Below are 16,482 nucleotides of genomic sequence, written 5' to 3'. Positions count from 1 at the left end.
TTTACTCAAATATTTTAAATGGAACGCTACTTAATACTTCGTACTACTTTGTGAAAGATAGCCTGATCCAATGTATTTTTCCTGTTTCCTTTTTATTTTTTTAGTAATGCTATTTTTTTCATCCTGCTGTACAAATGAGAGTAGTTTGTTATTAATCTGAGAAACTAAGTATAAGCTCTTTCCATCTTTCAAATGCAGTTGAGCGATGGCTCTAGCATCGCCTTTTACAAAAAAATTACTTTTTCTTACAGAAACATTTTTAAAATTCCCTTTGCCATCACCTTGTAAATAATTTCCGATTCCAGCGTCATATCTACCCGTCAATACTTCTGTTCCATAGTCGTTGCCCACTGATAAAATGTCTAAATTTCCATCATCATTAAAATCTTTAATGAGTGTACCGTACATAACAGAAAATTGTGCTTCAATTGGTAATGGTTTTAATTCAAAATGTCCATTCCCTTTATTTTCTAGGTAGGAATTGGCAAAAGTGTAAGCCTGTAATTTTGTAATATTTTTCAAATCTGCGGCAGGAAGTACTTTGTCAAAAGTCGTTTCGCCATACTCTTTAAAAGTTTTAAAACGTCTCCTCATAGAAATTAATTGACCTATCAAAGTACCTCTTGGATGGACTAAATATTCTTTATCTTGATTATAAGCTGTGAATAGAGGATCCACAATAGCATTATCATCAAAATCTTTGGCATACACACTAACAGGTTGTGATTCAGAGGCTTTCATTTTTGTGTTTAATCCTAAATTACCTACAATATAATCTGTATCGCCATCATTGTCGAAATCCCCACCAGAAATACTATTCCACCAGCCATTAGATTTTTCTAAACCTTTCGGGATTATTTTAGTAAATGATTTCCCTTTGTTATTCTTATAAATACAAATGGGCATAAATTCGCCTACAACGATTAAATCCATCCACGTATCGTTATCGTAATCTGTCCATAAGGCAGCAGTTACCATTCCGCAAAGGCTTAAATCTTGTATGGCAGGAGCAATGTTATTGAGGTGCCCTTTGCCGTTATTTTGAAATAAATATGATTCAGGCGTTAGTGGGTATTCTGTTGAACGGACTCTACCCCCACGGAAAATATCCAAGTCTCCATCTTTATCAAAATCACAAGCATTAATACAAATACCACTTGATTTGGTAATGGGCAAATAGCCGACAGAAGGTTTAAAATTCCCTTTTCCATCGTTTAAATATAGTCTATCTTGATACTTTGCACTGTTCGTGGTAAATTCTGAGCTTCCACTTACACAGTACAAATCAAGGTCTTTGTCATTATCAATATCAATGAGCAGTACGCCCATATCTTCTTCTGTTTTCTCCGTAAAGTATTTTTTAGTAAACTTCCCATTGGCGTTCTGTAGAAAAAAAGCACCTTGTTTATGAGCCGAACCACCCACAAAAAAATCCTCTAAGCCATCATTATTGACATCGCCTACTGCAATCCCCCCTCCTAACTCAGAATGTTTATGTTGTAAAGTATGTTGAATTAAGAAATCATTATACTCCAATTCTTCAGAATTCCAGTCAATACGATACTCCTGAGAAACTTCTTTAAAAGTATAAATTTCCTCCTTCGGAAGTTGCTTAGAAATAGACAAAGCATTGTTTTCGTTTACAATCAATACTCTGTCAGGGCTAATATTTTTTATCACCTGCTCTTTGCTCGAAGCCCATGTAATTTTTAAACTATCAATTTTTGAAGCATTCCCTACTCCAAAATGGATAAAATCTTCAACGGTAGATTTATAACCTCTAATTGTTTGATGTTCAGCAAATTGATATTTTCCTTGATACCAAATATTTACTTTTGCTCCGAATGCACTTCTGTTTTGGTTATTGCCTTGTAATTTTAGCCTTAAAAAATGGTTGTTGACAGACGAGGCATCTTTATTTTTATCCATCAATTTATTACGGTAAATAAAGGCTTCATCATCAATATTATTCATGACTAAATCTAAATCACCATCATTGTCAAAGTCGGCATAAGCGGTACCATTTGTGTAAGAAGCATCACCTAATCCGAATGCTTTTGTAGCATTTTCAAATTGTAAATTTCCTTTATTTTTAAACAATAAGTTCGGCTTTTTTACGCCTGTCAAGGTAGCAAAGGCTTCTTGCATCTTTTTTAGTCTATCTTTAGGATTGCCAATTGCTTCAAAATCTCTGCGATAAACGATGAAATCTAAGTCGGTTACATCTAAGCGATAACCGTTTGTAATGAGTAAATCTCGCCAGCCATCATTATCAAAATCGGCTAATAATGGACTCCACGACCAATCTGTTGCTGCCACTCCTGACAAGTACCCAATGTCGCTAAACGAGCCATTCCCATTATTGATTTGCAATACATTCCGAACATATTGAGGATAAAATTTCTTTCTTAAATTATCTTGAAATCTATCATATTCAATATTGGCAAACATGGTTTTTTGTCGAAGATTATCCTCTGGAAGCATATCCAAAACCACCAAATCATTTAAGCCATCGTTATTAATATCAGCCATATCTACTCCCATAGAATTCTGAGATAAATGTCTGAAATACTCATTTGTTTTATTACTAAAAGTGCCGTTTTTATTATTAATATACAGATGGTCATTAGAGAAAAAATCATTGCCTACAAAAATGTCTGGATAACCATCCTGATTGATATCGTTGATAATTACGCCTAAACCCCAACCATCATCCACAATTCCTGCTTCTTTTGAAAAATTTCTAAAAATGGGCAAGCCTTGTTTGTTATTACCTTCATTTCTAAATAATTTATCTACTCTTCGCCCCGAAGTATCATGATGTTGTCCAATACTATTATTTCTGTCATAACCTTCCATCGCATTTGTTAGCAAATACATATCCAAATCTCCATCTAAATCATAATCAAAAAAACTAGCTTGTGTACCATAAGAATCATCTGCCAAGCCTACTTCTTTAGCTGATTCCTTAAAAATTGGAACGCCATTTTTATCATTACCTTGATTAATAAAGAGTAATTTGAGGGCAGATTTGTTTCTGTCTGGATGAATCGTAGAAAGATAAATATCTAATTTTCCATCTTGATTGATGTCTATCATAGCTACACCTGTACACCACGATTTTGTACTAACATTTGCATTTGTAGTAATATCTTCAAATTCAAAATTTCCTTTATTTAGATAAAGCTGAGAACTCACCTGATTACCAGCAAAAAATATATCTGTTAATCCGTCATTATTTACATCGCCCACACCCACACCAGCTCCATTATAGATATACTCAAACTCAAGTACGTTTAACGAATCTGTAACTTTAATGGCATTGTTGAAGGTAATGTTTGTATGATTGGCACTTACTTTTTCAAATAAAGTATCTTCAGAAGTGCAAGCCCCAAACAAGAGTAAAAAAATAATGAAAAAAAGATATTTCATGATTGTGGTTTTTATGTAAATTAATTTCCTCTACTACATATACGATTATAAAAATATCGATTGTATAAAACAATTAATTTTCAATAAGTAGTCGTTGAAAATCAGCAACTACTTATTGAAAAATTTAACTTAAAGATACTGTATCTTAATATCCAGGATTATTGTTTTTAATGTTAGGGTTATTATCTATTTCACCTTGAGGAATAGGTAATAACTCATGCTTATTAGCAACAAAATAGGGAAGCGGCTCTTTTTTCAATTTCCCTTGTTTTCTCCAACGAACAATGTCCTTCGCTCTCAACCATTCTGCAGAAAATTCTACTCTTTTTTCATGTTGAATAGCAGTTATCACTTGCTCTTTAGTACTTACTGGATAATTGCTTGTTGGATAATTTGGCATTTTTACATCAGCACGATTACGAAGTTGATTCAATAATCCAACTGCTACTGCTGTATTTCCCAATTCGTTTTCACATTCTGCTAAATTTACCAATACCTCTGCATAGCGCATTACACGCATATTGATTCCACTTAAATCATAGAAACCATCTGCATTTCTGTACAAGGCTGAGTATTTTCTCCAACTAATTCTTTGTTCAACACCATCTAAAATAGAAGTATTTCCTTGAACAGGATAATCAATTTCTAATCTACCTTTTCCTTGATTAACTAAATCTCCCTTGAAATATAGTGTAAAGCCCATACGAGGATCTCTTTTAGTATCTCCTTTTTGTGTACGTTCAAATTCATTAATAATATCATTAGATGGAATAAGGTTTCTCCAACCTACAGCAGAATATTCTTGATGACGAATTGACGATCTTCTTGGGCTACTTCCTGCGATATTGTCGCTATCGCCATTATCCCAACTCATCCCGTTTTTACTATCAAAACCAATTTCAAAAATTGATTCCTTGTTATATTCAGTCTCTTCAAGAAAATTATCTAAATAACTATCAGTTAAAGCAAACAAGCCTGAAGAAACAATCTTAGTTAGTTCTGTTTTAGCAGCAGCAAAATCACCCTTGAACATCAAAACTCTTGCTAATTCAAGTTGTGCAGCGTGTTTTGTGGCACGGCCTAAATCTGCACCAGTATAAGATGAAGGTAAATCAACTTGTGCTTCAGTTAAATCTTTAATTACTTGTGCAAAAACTTCATCTTGTGTACTTCGAGCTTTAGCATCAGATGATTTTGTAGCACTTGTTGTGTAAACAGGTACACCACCCCACATAGTACCAAGCTCATAATATGCCATTGCTCTTAAGAATTTTGCTTCAGCAACAATTCTTTTTTTCCTAGTCTCATCCGTTGTATTAAATGTTTTAACGTTGTCTTTGGCATCAATGACTACGTTAGCACGGTGAATCATACGAAAGAGACCCGTCCAAACAGCCCCTAAAACAGAATTGGTAGGTTGATGAACACCATTTAGCATCTGAGCACGAGGGGCTTCTAATTGTCCACCACCTGTTGCAAAATCATCACTGCGTAAATCATTCGTAAAAAAGTACTCTCTTCCAAAAAGGTTTGAGCCTGTTAAAAGGCCATATACAGCAGTAACGCCTGATTCTAATTCAGTTGTATTTGAAAAATAACTATCGGAAGTAAGTGAGCCTGGATTTGTTTTATTTAACTCATCATTGCACCCAAAAGCAATGCTAAGTGATAATACTCCTATGTATATAAGGTTCTTTTTCATTTTCTTTTATTTTTAATTTTCCTTGAAATGATACTATCCAAGAAAAGAGCATTGTTACGGGATAAATATTAAAAACCTAATTGAAGACCTGCCATCAAAGTACGAGCTTGTGGATATTGTCCATTATCTATACCATATACAAGTTGAGCATTATCACGAGAGCCAATTTCTGGATCGTAACCACTATATTTTGTAAAAGTCAATAAGTTTTGAGCTGACACATACACTCTTACTCTTGAAATTGAACCACCCGCAAAAGATTTTAGAATACTTGAAGGTACCGTATAACCCAAGCTTATATTTTTTACACGCATGAATGAGCCTTTCTCAACCCATCTATTAGATGGACGAGTAGTATTTAAATTCGGGTCTCCACTTACAGCTCTTGGAATATTAGTATTCGTATTTTGTGGCGTCCAAGCGTTCAAGACATCAGTCGTTGCTCCGAATAAACGAACCATTCCTTGTGTCTGAGTTTTTAGATTGTTGTAAATATCATTTCCTTGAACACCTTGTAGAAATAAAGTAAAGTCAAAGTTTTTGTAGTTAAAGTCGAAATTGACCCCATAAGTAAAATCAGGAAGTGTGTTGCCTATCATTGTACGGTCTGAATCATCTATTTTGCCATCACCATTCAAATCCTTGAAACGAATATCTCCTGGTGCTGCTGCGCCCCCTTGGTAACTATCCCAGCTTTTACTTTTTGCTAAAGCTGCATCAGCATCAATTTCTCCCTGATTTTGGTAAATTCTATCAACTACATAACCATAAAGGTATTGTACAGGCATACCTACCTCTGTTTTAGTGACACTTGCTCCTGTTTCAGCATGACCGCCTGCAAAAATTGGAGCTTCTAATGACGTTACTTTGTTTCTTACAATGCCTAAATTTCCTCCAATTTTCCATTTAAAGTCGCCTCCATTATGATTATAACTAATCTGAAGGTCTAACCCTGAGTTTTTCATTCCTCCAAAATTGGCAATGGTATTGTTTGTGTAGCCAAGAGATGTTGCTAATGGTCTTGCGAGAATCAAACTATTATCAGATGTTTCTCGCACATAGTAATCGGCAGAAAAAGTAACTTTATTTTTAAATAAACCTAAATCAACCCCAATATCAGCCATTTTAGTTGTCTCCCAACCTAATTCTGTATTACCAAGTTGATTCGTTGATAAACCAGGAACTGTTCCATTCCCGAAAACATAAGTAGTAGCAGCACCTAATAGTGATTGCCAAGCATAATTAGGTAAACCACTGGTATTACCAACCAAACCATAGCTTGCTCTTACTTTTAACTCGTTAATAGATGCAATCTCCTTCATAAATTCTTCTTCGCTGATTCTCCAACCGATTGAGGCTGCTGGGAATGTTCCCCATTTTTTGCCAGGAGCAAACAATGATGAACCATCACGACGAATGGATGCACTTAAAAGGTACTTTCCTCCAAAATCATAATTTACACGTGCAAGATATGACAAGATAGTGGTTTCACCTTTAGAACCACCCGCTGCTGGACTCGTTACATTTGGCGTAACAATAGTGAAAGTATTAGTTGTATAATTTCCAGAAGCTGTAATACTTTCTGATTTACCAAATTGTTGTTCAGCTACAATAATGGCATTGATGGAGTGTTTTTTGAATGTTTTATCAAACGAAAGTTGATTAGTAAAAAGTGTTCCGTAGTAATCTCCTCTTGTGTCTGAAATAGTATTAAATGGGCTACTCATTTGTCCCGCAGTATAAATTGGAGTACGGCTCAAGCTTCTAGTAGTATTATAATCTAAACCAGCAGAAAACCTATATTTTAGGTAGTCTGTAAATTTTATTTCTGCAAAAAGTGACCCTAATACTCTTACATTACGATTTTGACTTCTAATTAATACTGCTGGAATCAGTGGGTTTACTGGGTCAGAACCGTCAGCGTTTGTTGTACCAAAATATCCACCAATTTCAGTAGGATTATATACAGGAGTATATGGCAAGCTTTTGATTACGTTGGCTAAAGCTGTACGTCCGCCACCTACGCCTTCATCTAATTTACTACCAATAGCAACTGTTAGTGTTTGTCCGATAGTAAAGTGCTTCCCAAGGTTATGGTCAGAATTAACACGTAGGTTTCCTCTTTCATAATTAGTACCGACATAAATACCATCTTGTTTGAAATAACCAAAAGATGTTAAGAAACGAGATTTTTCATTTCCTCCAGTAATAGATACTGTACTGTTTGATAGAACACCTGTTTGATATAAGTAATCTTGCCAATCTGTATTGGTATTGGCAAAAGTAACACCAGAACCAGGATAGGTTTCATTATTCATCTGGCTCCAACGGTCAGGGAAAGGTGCTCCAGCAGCAGTTAATAATGCTTTTCCGTATTGTAAGTACTGCTCAGTATTTAGCGTATTCAATTTTTTCCAAGCAGTTTGTGTAGCCTGATACGTTTCTACACTTACATGTAATTTATTATCTCTCGTCCCTTTTTTGGTTGTAACTAAGATTACGCCATTAGCTGCACGTGAACCATAAATAGCGGCAGCACTAGCATCTTTCAGTACCTCCAAAGACTCTACATCTTTCATATCTAAGTCATTCATGTTTCCAACAGGATAACCATCAATAACATACAATGGGTTGGCAGCATAATTGATAGAACCAACACCACGGATTCTTACTACTGGTGCAACACCAGGAGAACCATTATTGGTTACTTGTACACCCGAAACACGCCCTTGTAAAGCACTTTCAATACTTGGAACAGGCAAAGCTGTTAGCTCTTTTGCACTTACTGATGCTACAGCCGCTGTTACAGAAGACCTTTTTTGAGTACCATAACCAACCACAACCACTTCTTCCAAAGCACTTACGTTTGATACTAACACAACATCAACTACATTGCGACTTCCAACTTTAATTTCTTGACTAACATAACCTACCGAACTAAATATTAAAACATCTTGGGCCGATGCCTTGAGGCTAAATGCACCTACGGCATCTGTTGAAGTACCAATTTGAGAATTTTGTACCCTTACATTGACACCCGGTATGGGCTTTCCGTCATCCCCAGTGACTTTACCTGAAATATTTTTTTGAGCTCTTGCAAATGAACAGCATAGTAAAAGCCCGAATAGAAATAATAGTTGTTTTTTCATATTATTATTTGAGATTAAAAAAATTGAAAAGTCAGAGGGTAAATTGTTTTTCCTTTACCAAAAATCTTTAGCTCTTTCTACAGAAAATCATTATTAGTTTGATTACTCCATAAAGGGCAAAGAAAGCACAGCCTTCAATAATTTCATTGAAAATCATTGAAGGGAATAAAGTATTTAACTAGAGATATTTTTAGCTTTATTTAATGAGCATACAAGATTGGGTAAAGTAATAGCATCATAACACCATCTGTAATAAAGTCAATATGTTTCTCTGACAAATTTCATATTGGCTTTTAGTAAAATCAGTACGATATTCTCGAAAGACTTTCTTTTGAGAATGTTAAATGATTTATTTCACCATAGGCAATAATACGTTGTTTAAAATTATCTTATAACACCATAGAACACTACATTGAAAATAAAAGGACTCTCTCTGGGAAATCCTTTATTTTCTACCGAATAATACTTTCTGAACAGGCAAAAAAAAACTACCCCAATAATTTTGTTTAGCATTATTGGCTTATGAAAACCTAACAAGTGGTATGAATCACTTTCTTTAGATTTTTCCCATGGGTACAACGTATTTATTGGATAATTGTACCGTCTATCTAGTCTTTACATTTATCATAGGCAATATTTTTAGAGATTACAGTATAACACAATAGAACACTCAATGCAAAAAAATGCAGGACATTTCAACTAACGATTGAGAATAATAATACAAAAAACCTGTGTTAAAATAACACTTTTGAAAAAATAAAGAAGACCAGAGAGAGTCCAACACACTTGGATTGAATATACTAAAATTAAATAAAAATATAATACTAGCAATTTTTTATTTAAAAAATTCAAGAATAAAAGCGCTCCTACATCTCTATATTTAAACCTCTCTACAATCAAATTTAGTATAAAATGATATTTACTTAGGCTTGATAATCTGATACTTACCGCTCAAGTGCATTAAACTAAACAAGTACATTAGTCCATCATAATAAGGGTCAAAATATCCATCTTCGTAAGGTTCTAATTTAGCATTCCAAATAGCTCGCACAAAATCAACATTGTTTTTATCCTGATTAATAAGCGATGCTGTTGCTGCTGTAGAAACTAAACCAATTGAATGTCTTAATTTTGGAACATTACCAGCTTTCAAAATAAAATCAGGTTTTGAGCCATCCAGATTAAACTGGTCATCATATGTATCAATACCCTTTGAACGAAGAAAGTTTTGAAACCTTTTGGCATAATCTTCTTGCCAAGTTTTATCTTTTCCAAACCAAGTATAATCCATCGTAATATTCATAGGCACTCTCCATGAATCATAACGAAAACCTGCTGGCATCCAACGAGTTGGGTGAGGTACTCCACTAAATTCTGTATAATCAGAATTTAACCCTGTTATTGGATGACAAGCTCTGTGTAAAAAGACACGAGAGGTATCGGCACATTCTTTATAAAAAGCTTCATGACCATCTTTAGCATATAACGCCCATACTTCATAAAATGCAGGTAGGTGGTATGATGGGTCTGTCCACTTATAACTATTCCCTTCTGGTACAAAAGTAATTTGCTTATGTTCTGTATTTATCAGATTATAAATATTCCCTGTACCATCTTTTTTCCACATGGCATCTAATATTCTTCGGGCTTCATTGTAATAATGAATACCTGTATTATTTCCCCATTTGTTAGCTGCGAAGAGCAAACTCGTAACATAATACAATTCGCCATCAGAAGCTGAACCTTCTGAATTTTTTTTCATGGTTTCGGGATTGATACTCCATGCAAAGTATCCTTCTCGTGGCCCGCTTTGATGTTGGAGGTACTTTTTTGACCATCTCCAAATTTTATCAAAAACCTCCTTTTTATTGAGTTGAACCGCAATCATCATTCCATAAGAAAGCCCTTCGGTTCGGGCATCATGATTTTTTACATCAGATACATAAGCCATAGAATCACCTACGGCAAAATATACCCGATTGGGTCCTTCAAAAATATCATAATATGCTTTGTCAACTTTAGCATCTATCTCGTTTTGACTATATCCTACTTCCAAAAACAGATTACGATATTTCCCTGAAACAATTGATGCTTGGCTATTTCCTTTTTCTGAATAAAAGTTTTTGTCTTGTGAAAAAGTTCTAAAGCCTGTCATTAACAGACCGATTACAACTAAAAAATATAATCTCTTTTTGTGCATATTATTTAAACAATAAAGGAGCTAACTCATGTAAACTTCTACGCCATGTTTGAAATTCGTGACCAGTTTTATCTGAAACGTAAGAAACAGCGTTAAAACTTGCCTCTTTTAATGCCTCTACCGCTTTTATTACGCCTTCTGGTCTTTCTTTGCTACCGCAACTCAAAAATATAAGTTTCACTTTAGATTTATCTTTGATGTCGGTTGGCGCATAAGTACCACCACTTAAAAGAGCATAATGCGAAAATACCTCTGGATTATTCAACGTAATGGTTTTAGTTTCCATACCACCCATGCTCAATCCAGCCATAGCACGATGTGTTTGTTTAGCAATTGTCCTAAAATGAGCATCAACGTATGGAATAAGCTCATTGACCAAAACTGTTTGAAAAGGCTCAATTTTGAAATCTTTCATTCTCCCAAATTTTACTTCGTTGGTCATACCATAAGTATTTACGATAATGAATGGCTTAATTTTACCTTCGGCTATCAGGTTATCCATAATTAAATTGGCATGACCTTGGTTCATCCAAGCAGTTTCGTCTTCGCCCCAGCCGTGTTGTAAGTAAAGTACAGGATATTTATCCTTGCCTTTTTCATAGCCTGGCGGAGTATATACAAATGCTCTAAGAGAGGTATTGTTGCTTGGTGAAGGAAACAATACTTGCTGTACATGACCATGAGCTACGTTTTTGAGCGCATAAAAATCTTGGTCGTGTGCTGGAATTTCTATCCCACTTTCCCAACGAACAGATCCATAGTAGTTTAAAGCGCCCGGGTCGTTAAATTTTCCTCCATCAATTTTTATGTTATAATAATGAAAACCTTCGTCCATCGGACCTTCTGTAGTTCCCATCCAACTACCATCACTAGCTTTCTCCAATTTGGTGCCTCCTTTACCACCAAGACCTAAACTTACACGAACACTATCAGCAGCAGGTGCAATTATTTTGAAACGGGCATAACCTTGAGAGTTTACCATAGGGTATTCTTGCTGTGGCTGATTGAGAGGAGACGGTTTAAAGTCTTCAATAACGGCTGGTTGCTGTGCGAAACTCTGTTGAGCAAGCATAGCAACGAATATTCCTACAATAATTGATTTAGCTTTTATTTTCATAGTGTTTAAAGTTTTAATTCAATGATTTAATTGTGATTGTTTTTCAATAGTTTGGTTCGAATATAAATTAAGTAGTGATATACTTTTAAATTTCTTCTCAGCTTTAGCGTATTTATTAGCTGAATTTCCCCTTTCATTTTTCCAAGAATATACTCTACTCATAAACTATACTTATCAAAAATCTTCTTGATAAGTCGATTTCATGTGTTAACCTTTCTTAATAAAAGATAGGTTTTATTGATAAAGCGAAATCTCTATTTTTTGATGGTGTAAAGTAAACGAATAGTTAAAAAATTGAGTAGCACAGATTAGCAAATATGCCTACAAAATGTTCAATGAACCCAAAATTTTCAAATTAATATCAATAATATTATAAAAATGAATCCTAAATATAGAAAATGTAAAGAGTAAAAATATTTTTCATAGAAATAGGCAACTTGTATAAAGTCAAAAAAATGCTTCATTATTGCTACTTATCAGTAAAGTTTTCATGACTTTATTAGGAATAATCAAGTGAAGAGGCTGTCCAAAAAGGGAGTTACAAGCAAGTATTTTCCGACCCAAATAAAACCTCGTAATATCATTCAAATAATGAATGAATTTTATTTCCCTCTTTTTAACTTAATGTATTCTGTAGGCGAAATTTCGTATTTGATTTTAAAGGCACGTGTAAAATAATTTGGATTTGAAAAGCCAGCTTCATACGCAATTTGCGAAATTTTCATATCACTTTTTTCAAGTAATGGCAATGCTTTAGTCAATTTAATTGAACGAATATACTCTATCGGAGTTTCACCTGTAATCTTCAATAGTTTACTGTAAAGTGTGCCTCTACTCATATTCATTATCTGGCTTAATTCTTCAATGGATAGCTCAGAATCATGAATGTGTTCATCAATGTATTTGTTAATTTTTAATAAAAACTTTTCATCTTCCAAAACAACCTCTGTTTCAGAGGTTTCTATATTAATTTGCTTTTTGTACGTATTTTTGAAAGTACTGTTTAGCTTTAGCAGGTTATCTATTTTAATACTAAGTACTTCAAAACTGAATGGCTTAGTCAAATAATCATTGGCTCCTGTTTTAAGCCCTTCTAGTTGTTCTCCTTCATCTGTCAAAACAGTTAAAAGTATAACGGGAATATGTTTTGTTCTTTCATCCTTTTTAATTTTGTTAACCATTTCTATTCCATCCATATTAGGCATATTTACATCGCTCACAATGATTTCTGGATGCGATGATAATGCCTTTTGCCAACCCTGTTTTCCATCAGCGGCTTCGATGATTCTGTATTTTGATTTTAAGCTTTCTCTTAGAAATATGCGAAGGTCGTAGCTATCGTCCACAATCAGGACTACTGGTTTTTCAGTGAGGCTAATTTCTTCCTCACTCTTCTGTATATACGAAATGTTTTCTGAATCTGTCTTTCCCTCTTTTTCGTCCTCTTTATTGCTTTGGCTAATTTTTTGTTGTTCTTGAATAAAAGGGAAATATAGGCTAAAAACACTTCCTTTAAATTCTTCACTTTCTAGCTTGATGGTTCCACCATGTAATTTGACAAACTCCTGAGCAATAGACAAACCTATTCCACTACCTTGGTTAAGGATATGGGATGGACTACTTACTTGGAAGAATCTTTCAAAAACCTCTGTCTGCATGTGCTGAGGTATGCCAATGCCTGAATCGCCAATGATGAGTTCGATACCATTAGTTGATATAGATTTGATATGACAATACACATTGCCATTTTCGTTCGTAAACTTTATTGCATTTGAGAGTATATTTATCAAAATACGCTCCATTTTATTTTTATCAAAATAAGTACTGTACTCATCAACAGTACTAGCAAATTCAAGATGGATATTTTTTTGTGAGGCAATATACTTAAATGAATCAAAGATTTCCTTCACCAAAGGAACAAGGTCTTGTAACATCAAATTTAGCTTGAGTTCATTTTCCTCAATTTTCCTAAAATCAAGTAATTGATTAACAAGATTCAAAAGCCTTTTTGAATTTCTATTGATAAGATTTAGCATTTCTATTTTATCATTGCTTTTCTCTCGAAACAAAAGGTTTTCTACTGGATTCAAAATTAAAGTAAGTGGCGTTTTTAATTCATGGCTCAAATTGGTCAAGAATTTAATTTTCAGTTGCTCCAGTTCCATTTTACGTTCTGCCTCTGTTCTCTCCTGTTCAAGTGCAAATTCATTTTTTAATTTTTGGACACCTCTTCTCCTTATCATCCATAAAGTAAATATCAATACTACCAAATATGTTATATAAGCATAATAAGTACGCCAAAATGGTGGGTGTACATTAATAAGAATGGTTTTTTCGGGCGTTTGCCAAGTACCATCCTCACTTTTTACTTTTAGCCTAAAAGTATATTTTCCGGGGTCAAGATTGGTATAAACGGCTGTCGTAACAGAGCCTACATTGTTCCATTCTTTATCAAAATCTTCAAGCTGGTAAGTATATTGGTTTTCATGCGGAGCAGTGTAATTTAAAGCGACAAAGTCTAAAGAAAAATTTTGTTTATAGCTTAAATTGATTTCTTTGGCTAAAGTAATATCTTCTTTAAGTTCTGTATTTTCAATAGGATTAGCTCGTTTATTATTGATTTTTATATCGGTAATCACTACGGGCGGAGTTTTAGTATTTTGAAACAAATGGCTGGGGTTAAAAAAATTAAAGCCATCTAGCCCACCAAAATACATTTCTCCTGTTTTTGTTTTGATTCCAGCGCCGACATTGAATGTTGTATTTTGAATACCGTTTCGATGAGTAAAATTCTTAAATCTTTTTTTACTTAAATCAAACATCGAAATTCCTTTGTTGGTACTCAACCACAGTTTTCCAGCATTATCTTCTAATATTTTATAAATAACATTATTAGAAAGTAAGTGTTCTTCTCCATACTGTTCAAATTTTCTTCTTTTTTTATTGTACAAGTATAATCCTTCTCCCCATACACTCACCCATATTCTATCCAGTTTATCCGAATAAATACTGAGTATTCTATGAATAGGTAAATTATCTTTCGCTTGATTAAAGGTAATTAATGTATGTTTATCTGAATTATAAATTATGAGTCCACTTCCGTTTGAGCCAACCCAAACATTTCCTTCTTTATCTTCTTCAATCGCTGTAATAAAATCATTTAAAGAATACTCTTTTTTGAGTTGTTTATCAAGTATACTCGTGAAAGGGACGAATGTACTTGACTGAGCCAAGCAAACATACAAACCCGCACCATTTGTACCAACCCAAATGTTACCCTTCGAGTCCACTTTTAGGCAATTAATCACAATAAAGTATTTGTTCAGCTTGTCTTTAATAGCGAACAGAGGTTTTGTTAGGTGTGTTTTTTCATTGAGGCTAAATATTCCCTCACTACTTGTTCCAACAATCAAATCATCTCCTTTTTTTTCTAAAGCTGAAATATTTTTAATCTTTCCTTGGGAAGAGTAAATCGCTACATCATGAAAAACGTTCTTTTTAGCATCAAAAATATTAAGCCCTCCCCCATCTGTACCAACATAAAGATTCCCTGAAGCACTCTCTGCAAAAGCCATCACAGAAGAACCTTTTAATCCATAACTTTCATTGGAAAGATGAAATCTATGCTGAAAGAAAGCTAAATTTTTATCATACTTATTCACCCCTCCGTTGACGGTAGCAAACCAATTAATACCATCTTTTCCGATATAAATGTCTTTTATATTATAGCCAGCAAAACTTCCAAATGGATTGTTTTTATCTGGCAAAAGGCTTTTTATTCTAAATGCTGTATGGTTTTTAATATCAAAAATCGACAAACCATGTTCTGTGCCAACCCAAAGATTACCATTGCCATCAAAATTAATTTTATTAATGATGTTATTGCTAATCGTTAGTTCGTCAGTTTCAATACTTTTAAAACTATCAATCTTTCCTGTAGTGGGATTCAATACATTTAAACCTAAATCAGTACCTATCCATAAATTCCCGTTTCGGTCTTCCGAAATGGTTCTGACACTATTGTTTGAAAGTGAATTAGAATTATTGTTTTGGTGCACATATTTTTTAATCACCCCTTGATTACGATCAAGTAAATATAAACCTGATTGTGAACCAACCCAAATCTGCTTTTTACTATCTTCAAAAATACAATAAACCAATTCCAAGGCTACATTTTTTCTATCAACCTTATACGAACTAAAAGCTTTTGTTTTTCTAGTTTTAGTATCAAAATAAAAAAGTCCATTGTAAGTACCAACCCATATATTGCCCAAATAATCGGAAGAGAGTGTATGTATCCAGCCTGTTTTTGTAAAATCAAAGTTGGTGAATTTGTCTGAACTCCTATTATATAGTGCCAACGTTAGTTTTGTACCTATCCATAAATTTCTGTTTTTATCTTCCGTAATAGCCATTACTTCGCCTCTTCCTATACTCTCTTTATCATTTTGCTTATGCCTGTAAACGGTAAAATTTTGTCCATCAAATTTATTAAGTCCGTCTTCAGTACCAAACCACATGAAGCCTAATTTATCTTTATAAATAGCATAAACAGTATTTGAAGCAAGCCCATCTTTGCTATTAATATTGATAAAATTATAATTTTTTACTTGTCCAAAAGATTGTTGGAACAGCAAAAGTAAAAAAACAAAAAGGTATCTATTTGTCATGATTCATCACGTTATTCATCCAATAATAGAAATACTATCTGTTTGAAAAACAAGTATTTAAAAGAGGCTATATAAAACAAAAATAATTATCATCCTTAACCTTTGATTGAGGCAAATGAAAAACAAAATGTGTAAAACAGACACAAATGTAAGAATACATATCAAAACACTCACAATATTGTTTAAAATAATATTATAAAAATATAATTTTT

General features: G+C 33.8%; 6 protein-coding genes. All 6 read right to left on the bottom strand.

All coding sequences use genetic code 11. The features are described 5' to 3' along the window. Positions 1-30 precede the first annotated feature (30 nt). The 6 genes from VB798_RS14625 to VB798_RS14600 all read right to left on the bottom strand — a co-directional run bounded on the left by VB798_RS14625 (position 31) and on the right by VB798_RS14600 (position 16,270). Complete coding sequence (locus VB798_RS14625; RefSeq protein WP_323259578.1) at positions 31-3,432, bottom strand: VCBS repeat-containing protein; 3,402 nt, start codon at positions 3,430-3,432, stop codon at positions 31-33. Positions 3,433-3,577: 145 nt separating this feature from the next. Beyond that, positions 3,578-5,134, bottom strand: coding sequence for a RagB/SusD family nutrient uptake outer membrane protein (locus VB798_RS14620; protein WP_323259576.1), 1,557 nt, complete (start codon positions 5,132-5,134; stop codon positions 3,578-3,580). Positions 5,135-5,202: 68 nt separating this feature from the next. Further along, on the bottom strand, positions 5,203-8,283 hold the full coding sequence (locus VB798_RS14615; RefSeq protein WP_323259574.1) for a SusC/RagA family TonB-linked outer membrane protein: 3,081 nt from the start codon (positions 8,281-8,283) through the stop codon (positions 5,203-5,205). A 919-nt stretch (positions 8,284-9,202) separates the two neighbouring features. Further along, positions 9,203-10,483, bottom strand: coding sequence for a glycosyl hydrolase family 8 (locus VB798_RS14610; RefSeq protein ID WP_323259572.1), 1,281 nt, complete (start codon positions 10,481-10,483; stop codon positions 9,203-9,205). Between the two features lies 1 nt (position 10,484). Then, the gene (locus tag VB798_RS14605) at positions 10,485-11,555 is read right to left on the bottom strand and encodes an alpha/beta hydrolase-fold protein (protein ID WP_323259920.1); all 1,071 of its coding nucleotides are present in this window, start codon (positions 11,553-11,555) and stop codon (positions 10,485-10,487) included. 647 nt (positions 11,556-12,202) lie between these two features. Next, positions 12,203-16,270 carry a hybrid sensor histidine kinase/response regulator transcription factor gene (locus VB798_RS14600; RefSeq protein WP_323259570.1) on the bottom strand — a complete coding sequence of 1,356 codons (4,068 nt, stop codon included), beginning with the start codon at positions 16,268-16,270 and terminating at the stop codon, positions 12,203-12,205. Positions 16,271-16,482 lie beyond the last annotated feature (212 nt).

It is taken from the genome of Arcicella lustrica, assembly GCF_034930985.1.
Classification (GTDB): domain Bacteria; phylum Bacteroidota; class Bacteroidia; order Cytophagales; family Spirosomataceae; genus Arcicella; species Arcicella lustrica.
Note: the sequence above shows the minus strand (reverse complement) of the source record. Positions and strands in the feature narration are given on the sequence as shown.